Origin of the sequence: Sphingomonas sp. UV9 (assembly GCF_004101245.1) — a bacterium.
Taxonomy (GTDB): domain Bacteria; phylum Pseudomonadota; class Alphaproteobacteria; order Sphingomonadales; family Sphingomonadaceae; genus Sphingomonas.
The window spans coordinates 182,178-202,051 of record NZ_SCIN01000003.1 but is presented as its reverse complement, the minus strand read 5'-3'; the positions used below and the strand labels follow the sequence as shown (position 1 = coordinate 202,051).

At 68.1% G+C, this 19,874-nt stretch carries 17 protein-coding genes; 6 read left to right on the top strand and 11 right to left on the bottom strand.

Annotated elements, in window-relative coordinates:
* The first annotated feature begins 63 nt into the window (after window positions 1-63).
* The gene (locus EQZ23_RS13245) at window positions 64-1,893 is read left to right on the top strand and encodes an ABC transporter ATP-binding protein/permease (RefSeq protein ID WP_128454919.1); all 1,830 of its coding nucleotides are present in this window, start codon (window positions 64-66) and stop codon (window positions 1,891-1,893) included.
* Window positions 1,894-1,955: 62 nt separating this feature from the next.
* Here the strand turns inward: EQZ23_RS13245 and EQZ23_RS13240 are convergent, their stop codons facing one another.
* The 3 genes from EQZ23_RS13240 to EQZ23_RS13230 form a co-directional block, all read right to left on the bottom strand.
* Window positions 1,956-2,615 carry an SdpI family protein gene (locus EQZ23_RS13240; RefSeq protein WP_128454918.1) on the bottom strand — a complete coding sequence of 220 codons (660 nt, stop codon included), beginning with the start codon at window positions 2,613-2,615 and terminating at the stop codon, window positions 1,956-1,958.
* A complete protein-coding gene (locus EQZ23_RS13235; protein WP_128454917.1) occupies window positions 2,591-2,902 on the bottom strand; it encodes a metalloregulator ArsR/SmtB family transcription factor in 312 nt (103 codons plus the stop codon). The genes EQZ23_RS13240 and EQZ23_RS13235 overlap by 25 nt, the downstream gene beginning before the upstream one ends.
* A 69-nt stretch (window positions 2,903-2,971) precedes the next feature.
* Window positions 2,972-3,937, bottom strand: coding sequence for a hypothetical protein (locus EQZ23_RS13230; protein WP_128454916.1), 966 nt, complete (start codon window positions 3,935-3,937; stop codon window positions 2,972-2,974).
* A gap of 125 nt (window positions 3,938-4,062) precedes the next feature.
* Between EQZ23_RS13230 and recQ the strand changes: the two genes are divergently transcribed.
* From recQ to EQZ23_RS13215, 3 genes are read left to right on the top strand one after another with little or no spacing between them, the layout of a single operon-like run.
* On the top strand, window positions 4,063-5,829 hold the full coding sequence (recQ, locus tag EQZ23_RS13225; protein ID WP_128454915.1) for a DNA helicase RecQ: 1,767 nt from the start codon (window positions 4,063-4,065) through the stop codon (window positions 5,827-5,829).
* Complete coding sequence (locus EQZ23_RS13220) at window positions 5,826-6,254, top strand: TIGR01244 family sulfur transferase (protein ID WP_128454914.1); 429 nt, start codon at window positions 5,826-5,828, stop codon at window positions 6,252-6,254. The genes recQ and EQZ23_RS13220 overlap by 4 nt, the downstream gene beginning before the upstream one ends.
* Window positions 6,251-6,682, top strand: a complete 432-nt coding sequence (locus EQZ23_RS13215; RefSeq protein WP_128454913.1) for a hypothetical protein — start codon at window positions 6,251-6,253, stop codon at window positions 6,680-6,682. The genes EQZ23_RS13220 and EQZ23_RS13215 overlap by 4 nt, the downstream gene beginning before the upstream one ends.
* A 644-nt stretch (window positions 6,683-7,326) precedes the next feature.
* Here the strand turns inward: EQZ23_RS13215 and EQZ23_RS13210 are convergent.
* The 6 genes from EQZ23_RS13210 to EQZ23_RS13185 all read right to left on the bottom strand — a co-directional run bounded on the left by EQZ23_RS13210 (window position 7,327) and on the right by EQZ23_RS13185 (window position 15,090).
* The gene (locus EQZ23_RS13210; protein ID WP_128454912.1) at window positions 7,327-8,679 is read right to left on the bottom strand and encodes an ammonium transporter; all 1,353 of its coding nucleotides are present in this window, start codon (window positions 8,677-8,679) and stop codon (window positions 7,327-7,329) included.
* Between the two features lie 23 nt (window positions 8,680-8,702).
* Window positions 8,703-9,041, bottom strand: a complete 339-nt coding sequence (locus EQZ23_RS13205; protein WP_056053652.1) for a P-II family nitrogen regulator — start codon at window positions 9,039-9,041, stop codon at window positions 8,703-8,705.
* A gap of 306 nt (window positions 9,042-9,347) precedes the next feature.
* Complete coding sequence (purH, locus tag EQZ23_RS13200) at window positions 9,348-10,922, bottom strand: bifunctional phosphoribosylaminoimidazolecarboxamide formyltransferase/IMP cyclohydrolase (protein ID WP_128454911.1); 1,575 nt, start codon at window positions 10,920-10,922, stop codon at window positions 9,348-9,350.
* Between the two features lie 334 nt (window positions 10,923-11,256).
* Window positions 11,257-12,993, bottom strand: coding sequence for a heparinase II/III family protein (locus EQZ23_RS13195; protein WP_240663570.1), 1,737 nt, complete (start codon window positions 12,991-12,993; stop codon window positions 11,257-11,259).
* A complete protein-coding gene (gene rpe, locus EQZ23_RS13190) occupies window positions 12,990-13,646 on the bottom strand; it encodes a ribulose-phosphate 3-epimerase (protein ID WP_128454909.1) in 657 nt (218 codons plus the stop codon). The genes EQZ23_RS13195 and rpe overlap by 4 nt, the downstream gene beginning before the upstream one ends.
* Before the next feature lie 166 nt (window positions 13,647-13,812).
* On the bottom strand, window positions 13,813-15,090 hold the full coding sequence (locus EQZ23_RS13185; RefSeq protein WP_128454908.1) for a transcription antitermination factor NusB: 1,278 nt from the start codon (window positions 15,088-15,090) through the stop codon (window positions 13,813-13,815).
* Window positions 15,091-15,198: 108 nt separating this feature from the next.
* Here EQZ23_RS13185 and EQZ23_RS13180 point away from each other — a divergent pair, with 108 nt between their 5' ends.
* Both EQZ23_RS13180 and EQZ23_RS13175 read left to right on the top strand, forming a co-directional pair.
* Window positions 15,199-15,357 carry a DUF1674 domain-containing protein gene (locus EQZ23_RS13180; protein ID WP_128454907.1) on the top strand — a complete coding sequence of 53 codons (159 nt, stop codon included), beginning with the start codon at window positions 15,199-15,201 and terminating at the stop codon, window positions 15,355-15,357.
* A 343-nt stretch (window positions 15,358-15,700) separates the two neighbouring features.
* Complete coding sequence (locus tag EQZ23_RS13175; protein ID WP_128454906.1) at window positions 15,701-17,557, top strand: AsmA family protein; 1,857 nt, start codon at window positions 15,701-15,703, stop codon at window positions 17,555-17,557.
* Between the two features lie 193 nt (window positions 17,558-17,750).
* On the opposite strand, the gene EQZ23_RS13170 is transcribed toward EQZ23_RS13175, so the two are convergent.
* The gene (locus EQZ23_RS13170) at window positions 17,751-18,728 is read right to left on the bottom strand and encodes an NAD(P)H-dependent glycerol-3-phosphate dehydrogenase (protein WP_128454905.1); all 978 of its coding nucleotides are present in this window, start codon (window positions 18,726-18,728) and stop codon (window positions 17,751-17,753) included.
* A complete protein-coding gene (tsaD, locus tag EQZ23_RS13165; RefSeq protein ID WP_128454904.1) occupies window positions 18,725-19,840 on the bottom strand; it encodes a tRNA (adenosine(37)-N6)-threonylcarbamoyltransferase complex transferase subunit TsaD in 1,116 nt (371 codons plus the stop codon). The genes EQZ23_RS13170 and tsaD overlap by 4 nt, the downstream gene beginning before the upstream one ends.
* Window positions 19,841-19,874: the final 34 nt, after the last annotated feature.

Sequence of the window (19,874 nt, the reverse complement as noted above, 5' to 3'; positions counted from 1 at the left end):
GGGCGAATTGTTCCGTCAAACTGCTTTTACCGGGGCTTGACCGCGCCTACATCGCATCGATCGATGCCCCCTGACAGCTACACCTCCACGCGCGCGGATCAGCCGTTGCTGCCGACGCTTCGCCGTTTCCTGCCGTTCCTGTGGCCGGCGGGGCAGCCCAAGCTGAAGGCGCGGATCGTCGTCGCGATGCTGCTCGTGATCGGCTCGAAGCTGATCCAGGTGTTCGGCGCGGCATTCACGCTGAAATACGCGGTCGACGCGATGGCGGGGAACGACCGGACCGCGCTGACGCTCGTGGTGCTGCTGGTGATCGGCTACGCGGCGTCGCGGTTCGGGACGACCTTGTTCGACAACTTACGCAACGCGGTGTTCGAGCGGGTCGGGCAGGACGCGTCGCGGCGGCTGGCGGCGCAGGTGTTTCGGCATTTGCATGCGCTGAGCCTCGATTTCCATCTGTCGCGGCGGACGGGCGCGGTCACCAAGGTGGTCGAGCGCGGCACCAAGAGCATCGACACGATGCTGTATTTCCTGCTGTTCAACATCGCGCCGACGGTGTTCGAACTGGTGCTGGTGCTCGGGCTGTTCTGGACCAAGTTCGGCTGGCCGCTGGTGATCGCGACGATCGTGATGGTGGTCGGCTATATCCTCTTCACGCGAATGGTGACCGACTGGCGCAATGCGCTCAGGGCACGCATGAACGACCTCGATACCGGCGCGGTGGCGCATGCGGTGGATTCGCTGCTGAACTTCGAGACGGTGAAGTATTTCGGCGCGGAGGAGCGCGAGGCGCGGCGCTACGACGACGCGATCTCGGCCTATTCCGAGGCCGCGGTGAAGAGCGAGAATTCGCTGGCGTGGCTGAACCTCGGCCAGGCGCTGATCACCAATGTGATGCTGGCGGGGGGCATGGGCTTCGTCGTGTGGCGGTGGAGCCGGGGCGAGGCCTCGGCGGGCGACGTGGTGTTCGTGTCGACGCTGCTGGCGCAGCTGTTCCGACCACTCGACCTGCTCGGGATGGTGTACCGGACGATCCGGCAGGGTGCGCTCGACATGGCGGCGATGTTCGACCTGATCGATACGCCGGCCACGGTCGTCGACGCGCCGGGTGCGCCGGCGCTGGCGGTGAGCGCGGGGCATGTGCGGTTCGAGGGGGTGTCGTTCGGCTACGATGCCGGGCGGCCGATCCTGCGCGACCTCGAGCTGGACGTGCCGGCGGGATCGACGCTGGCGGTGGTCGGGCCGTCGGGCGCGGGCAAGTCGACGCTCGCGCGGTTGCTGTACCGGTTCTACGACCTGACGGGCGGGCGGATCACCGTCGACGGGCAGGACATTTCGCAGGTCGCGCAGGCGTCGTTGCGCGCGGCGATCGGGATCGTGCCGCAGGATACCGTGCTGTTCAACGACACGATCGGCTACAACATCGCCTATGGCCGCGAGGGTGCGGACATGGTGGCGGTGGAGACGGCGGCAAAGGGCGCGGCGATCTCGGGCTTCATCGAGCGCCAGCCTTTGGGATATGAAACGCGGGTCGGCGAGCGCGGGTTGAAGCTGTCGGGCGGCGAGAAACAGCGCGTCGCGATCGCGCGAACGCTGTTGAAGAACCCGCCGATCTTGATTCTGGACGAGGCGACGTCGGCGCTGGACAGCCGGACCGAGGCAGAAATTCTCGATACGCTGGAGGCGATCGAGCGCGGCCGCACCACGATCGTGATCGCGCACCGTCTGTCGACCGTGGTGCATGCGGACCAGATCGTCGTGCTGGAGGCGGGGCGGATCGTCGAGAAGGGGACGCATGGCGAGCTGCTGCGCCGGGCCGGCGTCTATGCGGAGATGTGGAACCGGCAGGCGCAGGAGCGCGCGGGGGACGATGCGGGGGCGCTGGCGGCCGAGTAGCGACGCGTTCCGAACCGGCAATAACGATCGACGCATCGCTACCGCGCTAGTCCCAACCAAACTCACCCCGCCCGGTGAGTCCGCCGCCAGTAGAAGAACGAGTAGAGGATCGGCGTCGTCACCATCACCAGCAGCAGCGCTGTGACGAACGACGTGCGCGTTTCGCCTTGCATCGGCAGCAGTGCGACCAGGACCAGCCCGAACCCCGCCCCCATCATGATGCGGCCGCCATAGCGGTGCGTGGCGATCCAGTTGTCGGCATCCATGATCGCCCAGGGCGTGCGGATGCCGACGAAGAAGCCGGGGCGCGACTTTGGCAGGACGTTGCCGAGCGCCACGAACAGCACGCCGATCCCGACCAGCATCGTCGTCGCGGGCAGCGCGAACCCGAAGGCCGGCGCGGCGACCATCGCCTCGACCAGGATCAGGATCCCGAGCATTCCGCCCCACGCGGTGCGAAAGAGCGGCGCGGATTGTTCGAGCTTGTGCTGCATCGGTTCGAGCGACGGCAAGGCCGCCATGACCAGCGACACCACGACGCTCAGCGCAACGGGCATGAACAAGGCGGTCCCCGCATTGGCGAAGCCGTCGGGCAGTCCGTCGGCGCCCCAATGCGTCGGCAGCTTCGTACCCGCCGGCAAACGCCCGAGCGCGACCGCGGCGACGATCGCAAGCCCCGCCGCGGTCACCGCAGAGGCTATGATGAGGTTTCGGTAGCGCATGTCTCGTCCCCCTTATCGTCATCCGCGGCGCCGACGCGGAGCCGCCCCATGAAGCCCATCACCACCTCCTCCATCACCGACAGGTCGAGCGTGTAGACGATCGACGTCCCCCGGCTCTCGGCCTGGATGAGGCCGGCGGCCTTCAGCTTGGCGAAGTGGTTGGACATGGTCGGTTTCGACACCGCGAACGCATCGGCCAGCGCCCCCGCGGTCATCGCGCCGCTTTTCAGCAGTTCGAGAATGCGGCGGCGAGTCGGATGCGCGAGAGCGTCGAAGACCGAATCCATCGATCATATCTATTAGCCATATCGCTAATTAGCAAGATCGCTAAATGATCGGTATTGGACGGATCGACCCTAGCCGCAGGTCAGCCGGACCTGTTTCGCCGGTTTGTCGAACACGATTTCGGAGCACCGATCGAGCACATCCGCGCCGAGCGTCAGGCGGTCGTGTTTGGGGTCGCGCTTGCCCTTGGCGGTGACGACGATCTCGTCGGGGTCGGGCGGGGCGGCGTCGGCCTCGGCCTCGGGGATCGCGGCGGCGCTGCCGACGTCGCCGGTGCGGACGCCTAACGTCGATAGCAGCAGCGGGCCGACCGCGAGCGGGGTCGCGAGCGTCATCGTACGGACGGGCCGGACGATGCCGAAGGCGATCTCGACCGGTTCGGCGGTGCCGGTGAGCGTGCCGCGCTGCGCCTCGGCGATCAGCGATGCGGCGTTGGCGGTAACCGTGGTGCGCGGGTGATAGGGATCGAAGCGGACGCGCACCGGCTGGCCGCCGATGACGATCTGCGCGAACACGCCCGACAATCGCCCGAACAGCCCGCCGCCATCGACCATCGGCAGCGCGACCGTCCGTTCGCCGGCGCGGGGCGCACGGAGGGCGATGCGTACGACCGGCTCGGGCAGCGAACCCGGCCCGATACTGCCGTCGCCCACGGTCGCATAGGCGCGGCCGACCCAGAGACCGTCGGCGGACCCCTTCCTGCGGCTGGGAAAACCAATGCGGCGTTTTACGGGGGTGGTTCCGAACGTCATCGGCCGCACGGTCGTGGCCTGCATCGCGCCCTGCCCGCCGACCGAATAGCCGAGTTCCATCATGCCGCCTTTCAATCCCAGTTGCTCGGCGGCAGGCGTCGTCATCAGTATGAGCCCGGGTGCGCCGGGATCGACGCGCAGGCTGACCGGCTTGCCGTCGATCGTCGCGGCGATCATGCCGCCGATCGGCACGTCGCGAACTGGCGGCGCCTTGTCCGCAGCCAAGGCCGCGCTTCCGGCTAGGATGAGTGCTGCGGCAATCCCGCGTGAAACCGAGCCTGTCATGCCATCTCCAACACCCCAATGCGCAGGGTGTCGCACATCGTGAAACGGCGGCAACGCCTTTCCGCGCGAGTATGAATGTATTCGCGCCCTCGACGCAGCGGCATGCGGGGCCTAGATCGCCGGGGATGCTCGACCCCCTTCCCGACCTGCAGCGTATCTTTGGTTTTCCCGAGTTTCGGGGGGTGCAACGCGATGTGGTCGATCGGGTGCTCGCCGGGCAGCGTACGCTGGCCGTCATGCCGACGGGCGCGGGAAAGTCTCTGTGTTACCAGTTGCCGGCGACGATGCTGGAGGGGACGTGCGTGGTCGTGTCGCCGCTGATCGCGCTGATGCACGACCAGTTGCGCGCCGCGACCGCGGTCGGGATCAAGGCGGCGACGCTGACCTCGGTCGATACGAACCGTGAGGAGACGATCGCACGGTTTCGGGCGGGCGATCTCGATTTGCTGTACGTCGCGCCGGAGCGGGCTTCGAACGAGAGTTTTCGCAATCTCCTGAGCCAGGCGAAGATCAGCCTGTTCGCGATCGACGAGGCACACTGCGTCAGCGAATGGGGGCATGACTTCCGGCCGGACTACCGGTTGTTGCGGCCGTTGCTCGACAGCTTTCCGGACGTGCCGCGGCTCGCGCTGACGGCGACGGCGGATGCGCATACTCGGGCGGATATCCTGGAACAGCTGGGGATATCGCGCGAGGGGCTGATCGTGTCGGGGTTCGACCGGCCGAACATCCGCTATGCGATTTCCCCCCGCGACAACGTCAACCGGCAGATCGCCGACATCCTCGAGAAGATCCCGGGGCCGGGCATCGTCTATGCGCAGACGCGGGCTGCGACCGAGAAGCTGGCCGAGGCGCTGGGGCGGAGCGGACGGCCGACGCGCGCCTATCATGCAGGGCTGGACCCGCACATCCGCGCGAAGAACCAGGCGGATTTCGTCGCGAGCGAGGACATGGTGATCTGCGCCACGGTCGCGTTCGGGATGGGGATCGACAAGCCCGACGTGCGGTTCGTGGCGCATGCCGGGCTGCCGAAATCGATCGAGGCCTATTATCAGGAAACCGGGCGCGCGGGGCGCGACGGCGATCCGGCGATCGCGCATCTGTTCTGGGGCGCGGAAGATTTCGCGCGCGCACGCCAGCGGATCGGTGAGGTCGAGCCCGAGCGGCAGGCGGGCGAACGCCAGCGGCTGGCGGCGATGGGCGGGCTGGTCGAGACCGCAGGGTGCCGGCGACGGATCCTGCTCAAGCATTTCGGCGAGGAGCGGCTGGAGGATTGCGGCAACTGCGACAATTGCCTCGGCAATGTCGATGCGGTGGACGCGACCGAGACGGCGCGGAAATTCCTGTCGGCGGTGTTTCGGACCGGGCAGATGTACGGCGTCGGCTATATCGAGGGGATCCTGACGGGGGTATCGTCGGAGCGAAGCCTGATGAACGGGCATGAGGCGCTGTCGGTGTACGGGATCGTCGATGGCGACGAGGTGGCGCTGCTGAAGCCCGTGTCGCGCGCGCTGATGCTGAAGGATGCGCTGCGCACCAATCCGCATGGCGGCCTCGAATTCGGGCCGGCGGCCAAGGCGATCCTGAAGGGCGAGTCGGCGCTGTCGGTGATCGTGCCGCCCAAGCGCGAGCGGCGGCGCAAGGCGGCGCCGGGCGCGACGCCGAACCCCGTGGACGATCCGCTGTTCGAGGCGTTGCGGGTGCGACGGCGCGATCTGGCGAAGGAAGCGGGCGTTCCGCCGTATGTGATCTTCCACGATTCGGTGCTGCGTGACATTGCCCGGCAACGGCCCGGATCGCGGGCCGAGTTGAGCCTGCTTTCAGGCATTGGCGCGCGCAAACTCGACGCCTATGGGGATGCCTTCCTTGAGGTGATCCGCGAGTCCGCATGATACGGCAAATCAACGAAAGTATTTCGGTCGCGCCGCAGATCGCGGTCGAGCATGTCGCAGAGCTTGCGGCGGCGGGATACACGACGATCGTCAACAACCGGCCCGACGACGAGGATGCGGGGCAGCCTTCGGGTGACTCGATCCGCGCGGCGGCGGAGGCGGCGGGGCTGGCCTATGTCGCGATTCCGGTGACGCATGCGGGGTTCTCGCATCCGCAGATCGACGCGATGACGCAGGCGCTGACCGAGTCTAAGGGGCCGGTGCTGGCCTATTGCCGGTCGGGGACGCGGAGCTGCAATCTGTGGGCGCTGGCGGCGGCGAAGGCGGGGCGCAACCCGAACCTGCTGCTCGCGCAGGCCGAGGACGCAGGGTATGACCTGCGCGGTATTCGCCCGATGCTGGACGCGCTCGCAGGGCCGCGATGAGCCCTGTTGCGATCGGGCCCTATCTGGTCGGGCCCTATGCGATCGGCGGCGTGGTCGTTGCGCTTTTGGCGATCATCGGCATCTGCGCAGCGTGGGCGATCGTCCGGGCGCGCCGCGTGGTGAAGATCGAGACGCCGGAAGAGGCGGCGGATGCGGCGCAGGCGCAGTTGCACGGGTTTGCGGTGGCGGGGGCCGTCGTGGGCGCGGATGGCAAGGGTGCTCTGGCGGTGGCGGACGATGGTCGCGTCGCGGCGGTGAAGCGGGTCGGCAAGCGGCTGGCGGTACGCGAGGTCGCATGGCGGACGGTGCGCGCGACGCATGAGGGGATCCTCGTCGAGACCGGAGACAAGGTGCTTGGCGCGGTGATGCTGGCGCAGGTCGATGTGCTGGATATCCGGCGGTTGGCGCCCAAGGGTGTGCGGGTTTAGTCGGGGACACCCGTTGCGGTCGCGCCTTGCGCGCCCTGGCCCTGGCCCGGGCCCCGGCCTCCCTTTCCCACCCGTTCGTCCTGAACAGCTGCTGAGCTTGTCGAAGCGGCGTGTCGAAGGACAGGTTGGCGCGCGCGGCCTTATGCTTCGATACGAGCCCTCGATACGCTCCTGACGGAGCTACTCGGTCTCTACTCAGCACGAACGGGTGGGGTGGTCTGAGCTCTTGATGTCCGACCTCTTTACCACCCCGGCGGAGGCCGGGGTCCAATTGGTGAGGTCGATGTAACTGGGGATCGTCCTTCGTCATCGCCGTTCCCCAATTGGGCCCTGGCCTTCGCCGGGGTGGTACTGGCGGCTAGGGCCTGAGGGTCGAACGCAAGCAGGTGGCGGCACTTTCGGCTCCCCTCCCGCGGGCGGAAGGAGCATTCCATCAGTGTCGCTTTGCTTGGTCCTGGGCTCCCGCGTTCGCGGGAGAACAAGGGAGGAGTGCCCTCCCCCTACCCTGCTCGCTGACCTCGGTCGAAGTACTACTTCGATAGACCAACAAAAAATGGCCCGGTGTGTCGCCACACCGAGCCAAGGTTGTCCGCAGGAGGAACGTCGTGGGTGCGGGCTCGGGTGGCGCGCTACCGATCAGGTGTTCAGTTGTAGGCGCGTTCGCCGTGTTCGCCGATGTCGAGACCCTCGTGTTCGACTTCCGGCGAGACCCGAAGACCGGTCGCTGCCTTGGCGATGAAGATCGCGATCGCGGTGCCGACCGAGGCCCAGATGATCGTCACGATCACCGCCTGGAACTGCACCAGCAGCTTGGCACCCATCGCATAGTCGACCGGACCAGGTCCGCCGAGCGAGGGAGCGTAGACCACCGCGGTGCCGATCGCGCCGATCATGCCGCCGATGCCGTGGATCCCGAAGGCGTCGAGCGAGTCGTCGTAACCGAGCATCGGCTTGAGCTTCGACACCGCCATGAAGCAGACGAGCGAGGCGATCGCGCCAAGGACGATGGCACCGAACGGGCCGGAATTGCCCGCGGCCGGCGTGACGGCGACGAGGCCGGCGACGATGCCCGAGCAGAAGCCGAGCGCAGACCCCTTGTGACCCGAGAGCTTCTCGGCAAGCATCCAGAACAGCGCGGCGGATGCGGTGGCGACGAAGGTGTTGATCATCGCGAGCCCGGCCGAACCGTTCGCCTCGAGCGCGGAGCCGGCGTTAAAGCCGAACCAGCCAACCCAGAGCAGCCCGGTGCCGATGCCGGTCATGACCAGCGAGTGCGGCGCCATCGGCTCCTTCGGATAGCCGATGCGCTTGCCCAGGATCAGCGCCGCGACCAGTGCCGAGACGCCGGCGTTGATGTGGACCACGGTGCCGCCGGCGAAGTCGAGTGCGCCCGCCTTGAAGAAATAGCCGCTCGATGCCCAGACCATGTGCGCGATCGGGAAATAGACGATCGTCAGCCAGACGAGGCCGAACACCATCACGGCCGAGAACTTCATGCGCTCGACGACCGAGCCCAGGACCAGCGCGATGGTGATCGCGGCGAAGGTCATCTGGAAGCAGATGAAGACATATTCGGGGATCTCGACGCCGGCGGTGAAGGTCGCCGCCTGCGAGGCTGGCGTGACGCCCTTGAGGAATGCCTTGTCGAGGCTGCCGATGAAGTTGCTGAGCAGCGGGTTGGTGACGTCCGGACCGAATGCCAGCGTATAGCCCCACATCACCCAGATCAGCATCGCGAGCGCCGCGACGGCGCCGATCTGCGTCATCGTCGACAGCATGTTCTTCGAGCGGGTAAGACCGCCGTAGAACAGCGCGAGACCCGGCAGGATCATCATCAGGACGAGGACCGTCGAGGTCATCATCCAGGCGGTGTCGCCCTTGTTCACGGTGGCAACCACCGGTGCGACGACGGGCGCCGCGACCTCTTGCGCCCAGGCGGGCACGGCGGCGATCATCGCCGCTCCTAACCCTAGAACCGCCGAGGCGGTTGTCTTCATATCATGCTTCATCGTGTCCCCCCTCAGAGCGCTGAATCGTCGGTTTCGCCGGTGCGGATGCGCACCGCCTGGCCGACGTCGAGCACGAAGATCTTGCCATCGCCGATCGCGCCGGTGTTCGCCGACGCCTGGATCGCCTCGACCACGCGGTCGGACAGGCTGGCCGCGCAGACCACCTCGATCTTGATCTTGGGCACCATGTTGGTGCTGTACTCGGCCCCCCGATAGATCTCGGTCTGGCCCTTTTGACGGCCGAAACCCTTGACTTCGGTGACCGTCATACCCGCCACGCCGATCGTGGTGAGCGCTTCGCGCACCTCGTCCAGCTTGAACGGCTTGATGATGGCAATGACGAGTTTCATCGCGCCCCCTTCCCCAGTTGTATGGGGGGAGCCTCGCAATGTGCGTGCCAGTTGCGGTATGGAGGGGTGAGGTGTGCTTTGCGGGCGAGCAGAGGGAAGTTTGCGGTTAAAACTTGTGCAGTGCGGTGAAGGTGCCCGAAAAACGGGCATTTGCTGTCCCGTCATGCCGGGCTTGTTCCGGCATCCACCGGACCGCGTACTCAGGTACGTTTGGTTTGCGGGACCGTGGATGCCGGAACGAGCCCGGCATGACGGGCGGGTGGGGCGGCGGAGGGTACCGCCTCACCCCTACCGGCCAACCCTAACTCAATGCCGAAAGTGGCGCATGCCGGTGAAGACCATTGCCAGGCCGGCTTCGTCGGCCGCCGCGATGACGTCGGCGTCGCGGATCGAGCCGCCGGGCTGGATCACCGCGGTCGCCCCCGCCTCGACTGCCGCCAGCAAACCGTCGGCGAAGGGGAAGAACGCGTCGGAGGCGACCGCCGAGCCGATCGTGCGCGGGGTCGACCAGCCGGCCTTGTCGGCGGCGTCCTTCGCCTTCCACGCGGCGATGCGCGCGGATTCGAGGCGGTTCATCTGGCCCGCGCCGATCCCGGCGGTGCTGCCGTCCTTGGCGTAGACGATCGCGTTGGACTTGGTGTGCTTGGCGACGGTCCAGGCGAAGCGGCAGTCGATCAGCTCCTGCTCGGTCGGCTGGCGCTTGGTGACGACGGTCAACTCACCCGGCGTGCCGTTGTCACGACCCTGGACGAGCCAGCCGCCGGCGATCGACTTTGCCGTAAGGCCGGTGCGGGCGGGATCGGGGAGGTCGCCGGTCAGCAGCAGGCGGAGGTTCTTCTTGGCGGCGAACAGCGCGATCGCGTCGTCGTCCGCGTCGGGGGCGACGACGACCTCGGTGAAGATGCCGGTGATCGCGCGCGCGGTTTCGGCGTCGAGGCGACGGTTGACGGCGATGATGCCGCCGAATGCGGAGACCGTGTCGCAGGCGAACGCGGCGGCATAGGCTTCGGCGAGCGTCGACGCGGTGGCGACGCCGCAGGGGTTGGCGTGCTTGACGATCACGACGGAAGGCTCAGCGTCGCGGAATTCGGCGATGAGTTCGAGGGCTGCGTCTGCGTCGTTGAGGTTGTTGTAGCTGAGCGCCTTGCCCTGGAGCTGGCGGGCCTGGCCGATACCGCGGACGTTTCCTGTTGCCGTATAGAAGGCCGCGGACTGGTGCGGGTTTTCGCCGTAGCGCAAGCTGTCGCCGCGCTTCAGCGTGATCGGCAGCGTGGCGGGGAATTCCTCGGCCTGGTCGACGGTGCCGAACCACGTCGCGATCGCCGAATCATAGGCGGCGGTGGTGGCGAACGCCTTCGCGGCAAGGCGCTTGCGGTCGTCGAGCGTCGTGGTGCCGCCCGCGACGAGCGCATAGTCGGCAGGGTCGGTGACGATCGCGACATAGGCGTGGTTCTTGGCCGCCGACCGCACCATGCTGGGGCCGCCGATGTCGATATTCTCGATCACGGTGTCGCGGTCCGCGCCCTTCGCGACGGTGGCTTCGAACGGGTAGAGATTGACGATCACGAGGTCGATCGCGCCGATCTTGTGCTCGGCCATCGAGGCGGCATGGCCGGCGTCGTCGCGGACCGCGAGGAGGCCGCCGTGGACCATCGGGTGGAGCGTCTTGACGCGGCCGTCCATCATCTCGGGGAAGCCGGTGAGTTCGCTGACGTCGCGTACCGTCAGGCCGGCGGCGCGGAGGGCGGTGGCGGTGCCGCCGGTGGAGACGAGCTCGACACCGTGGCTGGCCAGCGCCGTGCCGAGATCGACGATTCCGGTCTTGTCGGAAACGGACAGGAGCGCGCGCCGAATAGGCAGGGTGATCGGGATGCTGGTCATGGGGGTCTTTCGTGGAGTCGCCGTGCGGCGGGCCTTAGCGTCGGTTGACGTTGGGGAACAGGGGGCGGGACTCATTGACCAACGCCGTCATCCCCGCGCAGCCGGGGATTCATATCCTCTGGAGCCAGCGCTTCTATCGCAAGGTTCGCCAATATGGGTTCCCGCCTCCGCGGGAATGACGAAGTAGGAAGACCGTGCTGCCGCCGCGAAAAGTACCGCCCCGGCGGAGGCCGGGGTCCAATCGGGGGAGGTCGCTAACGGAGGATCGCGCTTCGTTATTGCCACCTTTCCAATTGGGCCCCGGCCTTCGCCGGGGTGGAGGTCAAAAAGACCGTCAGGCCTTTTTCAGCGCCCAGCTTACACTGGCGCCGCCGGCCGCCGCTTCGCCGGTGATCATCAGCTGCTGCGTCGCGACGGGGCGGCCGTCGGAGTCGATCCAGACGCTGTCCTCGACCACCAGCGCGCCGCCGCGGCAGCGGAACTGCCATAGCGGTCCGCCTGGCAGGCGAAGGATCGCGCCTAGGCCGTCGGCGGTGGGCGACACTTGGACACCTGCGCCCAAATGGAAGCGGATCGAGAACAGCGACAGGCCGACGCGGCGCTTGCGGCCCTGCGGGAGCAGCGCGTCCTCGCCGCGGAGTTCGCGGCCGTCGCCGGTCAGCATCAGCTGGCGGCGGTGGAGGAAACCCCAGCGGCGGACATAGCCGTCATGGCTCGCCTCGATCCGGCTCGCGGCCTCCGATTCCTGGCGGCTGAGCTCGACCTCGGCGACACCGCGGCCGAGCGTGCCGTCGGCAAGGATCGCGGTCGAATTGCTGTCGGCGATCGTCAGCGTCGAATGCGCAGCGGTCGAGCGCAAGCCTTCGACCATCGCGGGCGGGAGTTGCGCGACGCCAGCGCGCGCGCCGCCGCAATTGACGACGATGCGCGCCGGGCCGTCGGAGAATTCGAACGCGAGCGTCGAGGCGCAGCCACCCTCGACGAGGCGCGCGATCGGCGGGGGCGCCGCATCCACGATCAGCACGGCGGTGCCGGCGGCGAGGCGTTGATAACCCCAGTCGCGCGCCTGGCGCAGCGGGCGGGTGCGGACGCCGCTGGCCTCGATCACCGCCGCGACCTGCGTTTCCGAGGCGGGACCGCCGCCCTGCCAGCTCGACAGACCGCGATCGGCATGCGCGACGCCGAGCAGCGCCGCGACCATCTTGTTGAGCGCCATCACCGCGGTCTCGGGCAATTCCAGCCCGCGCGCCGCGTAGCTTTCCTGGAGCAGCGTGAGCAACTGGATCGAATCGAGCAACATCGCCGGGCTGCGCGAGACCGAGCCGCCATCGTCGAACAGGCCCGTGCCAAGTGCGCGGAGCAGGCCCGCCTCGCCGAATTGCTGGCGCGGCTCGCCGCCGGGGATGAGCAGGCCGGCCGCGACGACACCGCACCATGCGGCGATGCGGGGGGCACCCGCGGGTGCCTTGTCGGCGGCACGATCGAGATGCAGCGCGCCTTTGGCGAGCGCGTTGAGCACTTTCGAGCGGTAGATCAGGTCGGACGAGGACAGGATCAGCGGCGCGTGCGCGGTCCAGGCGAGGATGCGACGGCCCCACATATCAGGCCGCCACGCGATCCCGCCGGGCTTGTCGGCATAAGCGGTAAGCCAGAGCCCCATCAGATATTCGGCGATCGGTGCGCCCCGCGCGCGGGTGGCGACGGTCGACAGGTCGCGCAGCCAGGCGAAACTATGGAGGTATTCGGCGAACGGCTTCGGCAAGGGCTTGGCGAGATCGAGCGTTTCGATATCGCGCGCCTCGCCGCGGAACGACAGCACGCCCTCCAGCAGCAGATGCCCGCGCGGAATATCGCCGAGGATGGGATCGTCGGGCACCGCGATCAGCTTCAGCGGGTATCGTCCCCGCAAGCGCAGCGTGTGGATAGGCGTGCGCCAGGTCAGCCGGTGGAAGCGCTCGGCAAGGCGATCGGCAAGCGACAGCCCCTTGTCGCCGCCGAGCCGGATCAGGCGGCGACCTTCCTCGATCCCGTCGGGGGCGGGCTCGGTTACTGGATCAGGCGTGTCGTTCACCCCCGCAACGCGGCGATGTTGGCGGCATAATGATCGGGGCCGCCGCGGAACACCGAGGTGCCGGCGACCAGCGCGTCGGCACCGGCCTCGATACAGCGCTTGGCCCATTCGGCGTCGACGCCGCCATCGACCTCGAGATCGATGTCGCGGCCGCTCTTCTCGATCATCGTGCGGATCGCCGAGATCTTCTTGAGCTGGCTCGGGATGAAGCTCTGGCCGCCGAAGCCCGGGTTGACGCTCATCACCAGCACGAGGTCGACCATGTCGATCAGGTAATCGAGCATCTTGGCGGGCGTGCCGGGGCAGATCACGATGCCCGCGCGCTTGCCGAGGCCCTTGATGTGCTGGAGCGAGCGGTGGATGTGCGGGCCGGCCTCGTAATGCACGGTGATGCAGTCGGCGCCGGCGTCTGCGAACGCGTCGAGATAGGCGTCGACGGGCGAGATCATGAGGTGGACGTCGAACGGCTTGGTGGTGACGCCGCGGACCGACTTCATGACCGCGGGGCCGAACGAGATGTTGGGGACGAAATGGCCGTCCATCACGTCGATATGGATCCAGTCGGCACCGGCCGCGTCGATGGCGCGGACTTCGTCGCCGAGTTTGGCGAAATCGGCGGAGAGGATGGAGGGGGCGATACGGACGGGATGCATGCGAAGTGTCCTAGCGCGGGATTCACGTGGTGCGAAGTGTTTCAATCCTCTCCCGCCAGGGGGAGGTGGCGCGAAGCGACGGAGGGGGCGGTAAGCGACACGCCCGTTCCGTGTCCTCCCCCTCCGTAACCTTCGGTGCCACCTCCCCCTGGCGGGGGAGGATTTATTAGCTGCGCTTCAATCGGGTGATGAAGAAGCCGTCGCAGCCGCCCTGGTCCGCCAGCATGCCGGGGAGCGTGCGGATGGTGCCGGCCTCGGTGGGGGTGATGCCGGCGGGAAGTTCGGACGGGTCGATTGGCGCGATCGTGTAGTCGCTGCGGGCGGCGAGGAACGCATCGAGTTGCGCTTCGCCCTCCGATGGTTCGAGCGAGCAGGTGGCGTAGACGAGCGTGCCGCCGGGCTTCACCCAGTCCGCCGCCCTTGCGAAGATGCGCGCCTGGAGCGCTGCGGTCTCGGCGATGATCGAGGGGCGGACGCGGTGGAGGACGTCGGGGTGGCGGCGGAAGATGCCCGTCGCGCTGCACGGCGCGTCGATCAGGATCGCGTCGGCGGGCTCGGCCGGGGCCCATTCGAGGATGTCGGCGTTGACGACCTCGGCCTTCAGGTGCGTGCGATACAGGTTCTCGCGGAGGCGCTTGATGCGGCTCTGCGAATTATCGACCGAGGTGACGGTCCACCCTGCCGCGGCGAGCTGCAGCGTCTTGCCGCCGGGGGCTGCGCAGAGATCGAGGACGTGGCCCTCCCCCTTCCCCAGCAGGCGCGCGGGGAGCGAGGCGGCGATGTCCTGCACCCACCAGGCGCCGTCGCCAAAGCCTGCCATGTCGGGGACCGAGTCGTGGTCGCCGAGACGGAGGTGCCCGGGCATGAAGCTTTCGCCACCGAGTTTCTCGCGCCAGCCTTCGGTTTCGGCCGGGTCGGCGATCGTCAGGTCGAGCGGCGGCACCTGGGCGATCGCGCGGCCGGCGGCGTCGACCATTTCCTCGCCCCACGCGGCTTCCCAGCGGAGTTCGACGGGGGCCGGCAGCGTCGGCACCTCGGGGAGCAGCATGTTGGCGCGGAACAGCGTGCCGAACACGCCGTGGACGAGTTTGCGCGGGCCGCCGTCGACCAGCGGCAGCACGGTCGAGATCGCGGCGTGCGAGGGCGTGCCGAGGATCAGCACCTGGACCAGCGCGATCCGCAGCGCCATCCGCGCCTTCGCATCGTCGGGCAGGTTGGTCTTGGTCACCGAATCGATCATCGCGTCGAGATCGGGGAGGCGGCGCAGCGTCTCGGCGGCGATCGCGTGGGCGAGGCCGCGATCGGGGCCGTGGATCGCGCGCGTGGCGGCGGGGAGCGCGGATTCGAGCGACTCGCCGCGACGGAGCACGGCGTCGAGCAGGCGGAGCGCGGCGCGGCGGGTGGGGACGCCGAGCGGCTCGGGGGCGTGGGTGTAGTCGGGCATCAAAGGTCCTTCGCGTTCGGGTCGCGTCGCTTGCCCAAGCATGGAAAAGCGGCGCGAGAGGGCCCATGTGGCGGTTACGACCGAAACACGCAAATCCGGAGAGCCGCGATGGGCCAGCGCCCCGATCATGTGAAGCCACCCGAATATCTCGCGAAGACCACGCCGGTGCCCGAACCCGAGGTTGCACCGCCAGCAGTGGATCCGGAGGAGCGCGATCCCACGCGCTACGGCGACTGGGAGCTGAAGGGCATGGCAATCGATTTCTGATCTCGGGTTTTCGGGCATCGACTGTTCCCCCGCGAACGCGGGGATCCAGGGTCACGAACGGCAACGCTGCTGGCTCCGGATCCTGACTTTCGTCAGGATGACAGGGCGGGGTTTGCGGCTCTGTTCCCCTAATCCTTTCCCCGCCCCCTTCTTCCACCCCGGCGAACGCCGGGGCTCAATTGGAAAGGTGTGGTTGAGCGCTACCCTTCGTTAGCGACGTCTCCTAATTGGGCCCCGGCCTTCGCCGGGGTGGTGTTCAGCAATCCGGACCGGCGCGCACGAAATCCGCGGCAGTGACCCTGACGCAGGCGGAACGATTCCCCATTCGGCGCGTCGCGATACGATGAGGGGATTTTTCGCAAAGCGCTGGGTGCGGGTCACCGGAATCGTCGTGGCGGTCGTGCTCGCGGTGGCGCTTGTCACGCTCGCCGCATTCCCCTGGGGCTCGCTGAAGGGTGTGATCGAACGGCAGCTGACCGCGCGGTTCGGACGGCCGGTGACGATCGGCGGGATCGAGCGGGTCGATGCGTTTGGGTTCAATCCGACGATCCGGATCACCGATGTGCGCATTCCGCAGGCGGACTGGGCCGGCAAGGGCGACTTCGTCCGACTGCGCGAGGCGGAGGCGACGTTTTCGAGCCTAGCCTTGCTGAAAGGCGCCTTTGGGCCGCGCGACGTGAAGGCTAGCGGGCTGCACCTCGTGCTGGTCCGCGATCGGAACGGCCGGACCAACTGGGAGCGGCCGGGCAAGCCCAAGGGCGGCGGGAGTTCGACCGATCTCGACGGGCTGACGATCAGCGACAGCGTGGTCGAGTACCGCGACGACAAGCAGGATCGTTTCGTGACAGCGCGGTTCGTCTCGGATCCGGTCCACGGCATCCGCGCGAACGGCAGCGGTACAATCCGCGGCGCGGCGGTGCGGATCGCGGTCACCGGGCCGTCGATCGAGCGGTTCCAGGGCAAGCCGTGGCCGTTCACCGCGTCGATCGAGGGCGAAAAACTGTCGGTTTCGGCGAAAGGCCAGATGGACCGGCCGCTCGATACCGATGCGATGGACCTCGACGTGACGGCGCGCGCGACCGACCTGAAACTGATCGATGCGGTGATCGAGGCGGGGCTATTCCGGACGCAACCGGTGTCGTTCAGCGCGCATGTCCGCCACGACCAGCCGAAATGGACCGTCACGCAATTGAAGGGCGTCGTCGGGCGCTCCGATTTCGCGGGGCACGTCACGGTCGATAAGCAGGCGGGGCGCAGCAAGGTCGACGGCGAGATCGTCTCGCGGCAGTTCGATTTCGGGGACCTGGCGTCGGACGAGGGCAAGGCGCAGGGCGCCGCGCTGGAACGGCGGATCGGGCCGCGACTGGTGCCCAATACGCGGATCGATATCGGCAAGATCGACACCACCGATGCGCGGATGGCGTTTCGGATCGGGCGGATCGTCAGCGGCAAGGGCGCATCGCCGATCCTGTCGGCCAAGGGCGTGCTGGCGATCGATCGCCAGTTGCTGACGCTGAACCAACTGGTCGCGCGGCTGCCGCACGGGGTCGTCACGGGGCAGGTCACGGTCGACCAGCGGGGGGATCGGAAAACGCCGACCGTCGCTATCGACCTGAGGTTGCGCGGGATCGGCGTACAGGCCGTGGAGGCCAGAGGCGGGAATTTCAGCGGCAACCTCAGCGCGCGGGTGCGGCTGAAAGGGCCGGGCGAGACGATCCGCGCGGCGGTCGGCAATGCGAACGGCACCGTGGGGTTCGTCGCGCGCGATGGCGAGTTGCCGCAAGGGATTGCCGCCGCGCTTGGGTTCGATGCGGCGCGAGCGTTGCTGGCGAAGGACGGCGAGCGCGCAGGGTTGCGCTGCGTGGTGCTGAAGCTCGACGTGACGGGCGGGCGCGGGCGGGTCGATCCGATGATCGTCGATACCACCGCTAGCCAGTTGCGCGGGCAAGGGAGCGTGGTGTTTCCGGGCGAGACGCTGGATATCCGGCTGACGGGTGCGCCGAAGCAGCATGCGCTGCTGCAACTGCCAGGGTCGGCGTATCTGACGGGCACGATCGAGCAGCCGGCGGTAACGATCCCGCCGGAGACGAAGTCGGTGGGGAATATCTTCAAGGCGATCGGGCGGGCGATCTCGGGTAAGCAGGGGCCGGTGGCGGGGGATGCGGATTGTGCGGGGTTGGCGGCGCGGGTTTTGCGATAGGGGCGCCTCCCCCCACGCCGTGACCCCGGATGCGTTTCATTTGTTCAAATACCACCCCGGCGGAGGCCGGGGCCCAATTGGGAGACCGAAGTAACAGCGGACATCCCTTCGTTACACCGACCTTGCCAATTGGGCCCCGGCCTTCGCCGGGGTGGTGGTGAACAGCGCGCGGTTCGAGCGTGGTAACGGTAGTTTAGCCCGCCTCGTCCTTGAGCGGACGCGCGAGCAGGTCGCCGATGACGTCGGCGACGGGGGCGCCCTCCAATAAGCGGCAGACGGCTTCGGTGATGGGCATGTCGACGCCTGCGTCGCGGGCGGCTTCGCGGAGGACGGGGGCGGTGAAGGCGCCTTCCGCGACGGTGCGGCGGTCGGCCAATAGCGTGGCGGCGGAGTCGCCTCGGCCCAAACCTACGCCGAGCGAGAAGTTGCGCGAGCTGGTCGAGGAGCAGGTCAGGACGAGGTCGCCCAGCCCTGACAGCCCAGCGAGCGTTTCCGCGCGCGCGCCCCTCGCGAGGCCGAAGCGCGTCATCTCGGCGAAACCGCGTGCGATGAGCGCGGCGCGCGCGTTTTGGCCGAGCCCGGCGCCTTCGACGACGCCGCAGCCGATCGCGAGGACGTTCTTGACCGCGCCGCCGATCTCCGCACCGGCGACGTCGCTCGAGGCGTAGGTGCGGAAATGACGCGCGGCGAGGCGGGTGGCGAGACGCTCGCCGAGCGCTTCGTCCTCACAGGCGAGCGTGACGGCGGTGGGAAGGCCGGCGGCGACTTCGTGCGCGAACGTCGGGCCGGAGAGGACGGCGATCGCGGCGTCGGGATGCACCGCGCGGGCGACTTCGCCGACGAGACGCTTGCTGCCGGCTTCGATCCCCTTGGCGCAGAGGACGAGCGGGATGCGGCCGATCGGCGCCGAGGCGAGGACGCTGCCGACATGCTGCGCGGGCGCGACGACGAGGATCGCGTCCATGTCGGCGAGCGCGGCGAGGTCTTCGGTGGCGCGGATCGTCGGGGAGAGCGCGACGCCGGCGAGGAAGAGACTGTTCTCGTGGACCCGGTTGATCGAGTCGACGACCGCGGATTCGCGGGCCCAGAGGATGACGTCGCGGCCTTCGTGCGCGGCGACCTGTGCGAGTGCGGTGCCCCAGGCGCCGCCGCCGATGACGCCGATCTTCATGCCTTCACTCCTGCGCCACGCACCGCTTCGGCAGTGGGATCGAGTGGCCAACGCGGGCGGGCGGCGACGTCGAGCGGGTCGGTGAGGCCGGCGGCGAAGCGCTCGGCGCCCGCCCAGCCGATCATCGCGGCGTTGTCGGTGCAGAGCCACAAGGGCGGCGCGACGAAGCGGAGGCCGTGGGTCGCGGCGAGCGTTTGCAGCGCGGTGCGGACTGCGGTGTTGGCGGCCACGCCGCCGGCGACGACGAGCGCGGTGGGGCGGCGGCTTCCTGACTCCACCCCACCGTTCGCTTCGAGCGAAGTCGAGAAGTCACCGCATGAGGCCGGTGTCTCGACTTCGCTCGACACGAACGGTAATTTTTCGAGCGCCTTGGTCGTGCGGTCGATCAGGCAGTCGACGACGGCGGCTTGGAACGACGCGGCGAGGTCTTCGGGCGAGTATTGGCCGACGACGCGCGCGACCGCGCTTTTCAGGCCGGCGAACGAGAAATGCGGTTCGGCCGAGCCCTTGAGCGGACGGGGCAGCGGGACCGCCTTCGGGTTGCCGAGCGCGGCGGCACGTTCGACCGCCGGGCCGCCGGGGAAGCCCAGGCCGAGCAGCTTGGCGGTCTTGTCGAAGGCTTCGCCTGCCGCATCGTCGATCGTCGTGGCCAGCCGGCGATAGGCGCCGACACCCTCGACCAGCAGCAACTGGCAATGCCCGCCGGACACGAGCAGCAGCAGATACGGGAATTCGAGATCGGGGTCGGACAGCCGCGGCGAGAGCGCGTGGCCTTCGAGATGGTTCACCGCGATCAGTGGTTTGCCCGCGGCGTGCGCGAGCGCCTTGCCCGTGACGAGTCCGACCATCACGCCGCCGATCAGCCCCGGCCCCGCGGTCGCCGCGATCGCGTCGACATCGGCCAGCGTCAGCTTCGCGTCGGCGAGGGCCGCGACGATCAGCGGCTCGAGCGCCTCGACATGCGCGCGCGCGGCGATTTCGGGGACGACGCCGCCGAACGGGGCGTGCGCGGCTTCCTGGCCCAACAGCCGGTGTGCGAGGACCTGCCGGTCGCCCGTCACGAGCGCAGCGGCGGTTTCGTCGCAGGAGGATTCGATGCCGAGGATGATCATCGCCTACCTCTATCGCGGCGCGCCGAGCTTGTCG

What these genes read in the sequence shown, in the direction of transcription:
- EQZ23_RS13235 (WP_128454917.1), bottom strand. Translation starts at nt 2,902, where the DNA reads ATGGATTCGGTCTTCGACGCTCTCGCGCATCCGACTCGCCGCCGCATT.
- EQZ23_RS13205 (WP_056053652.1), bottom strand. Translation starts at nt 9,041, where the DNA reads ATGAAACTCGTCATTGCCATCATCAAGCCGTTCAAGCTGGACGAGGTG.
- recQ (WP_128454915.1), top strand. Translation starts at nt 4,063, where the DNA reads ATGCTCGACCCCCTTCCCGACCTGCAGCGTATCTTTGGTTTTCCCGAG.
- EQZ23_RS13170 (WP_128454905.1), bottom strand. Translation starts at nt 18,728, where the DNA reads ATGAAGATCGGCGTCATCGGCGGCGGCGCCTGGGGCACCGCACTCGCA.
- EQZ23_RS13210 (WP_128454912.1), bottom strand. Translation starts at nt 8,679, where the DNA reads ATGAAGACAACCGCCTCGGCGGTTCTAGGGTTAGGAGCGGCGATGATC.
- EQZ23_RS13215 (WP_128454913.1), top strand. Translation starts at nt 6,251, where the DNA reads ATGAGCCCTGTTGCGATCGGGCCCTATCTGGTCGGGCCCTATGCGATC.
- rpe (WP_128454909.1), bottom strand. Translation starts at nt 13,646, where the DNA reads ATGCATCCCGTCCGTATCGCCCCCTCCATCCTCTCCGCCGATTTCGCC.
- EQZ23_RS13245 (WP_128454919.1), top strand. Translation starts at nt 64, where the DNA reads ATGCCCCCTGACAGCTACACCTCCACGCGCGCGGATCAGCCGTTGCTG.
- EQZ23_RS13220 (WP_128454914.1), top strand. Translation starts at nt 5,826, where the DNA reads ATGATACGGCAAATCAACGAAAGTATTTCGGTCGCGCCGCAGATCGCG.
- EQZ23_RS13180 (WP_128454907.1), top strand. Translation starts at nt 15,199, where the DNA reads ATGGGCCAGCGCCCCGATCATGTGAAGCCACCCGAATATCTCGCGAAG.
- EQZ23_RS13185 (WP_128454908.1), bottom strand. Translation starts at nt 15,090, where the DNA reads ATGCCCGACTACACCCACGCCCCCGAGCCGCTCGGCGTCCCCACCCGC.
- EQZ23_RS13240 (WP_128454918.1), bottom strand. Translation starts at nt 2,615, where the DNA reads ATGCGCTACCGAAACCTCATCATAGCCTCTGCGGTGACCGCGGCGGGG.
- EQZ23_RS13175 (WP_128454906.1), top strand. Translation starts at nt 15,701, where the DNA reads ATGAGGGGATTTTTCGCAAAGCGCTGGGTGCGGGTCACCGGAATCGTC.
- tsaD (WP_128454904.1), bottom strand. Translation starts at nt 19,840, where the DNA reads ATGATCATCCTCGGCATCGAATCCTCCTGCGACGAAACCGCCGCTGCG.
- EQZ23_RS13230 (WP_128454916.1), bottom strand. Translation starts at nt 3,937, where the DNA reads ATGACAGGCTCGGTTTCACGCGGGATTGCCGCAGCACTCATCCTAGCC.
- purH (WP_128454911.1), bottom strand. Translation starts at nt 10,922, where the DNA reads ATGACCAGCATCCCGATCACCCTGCCTATTCGGCGCGCGCTCCTGTCC.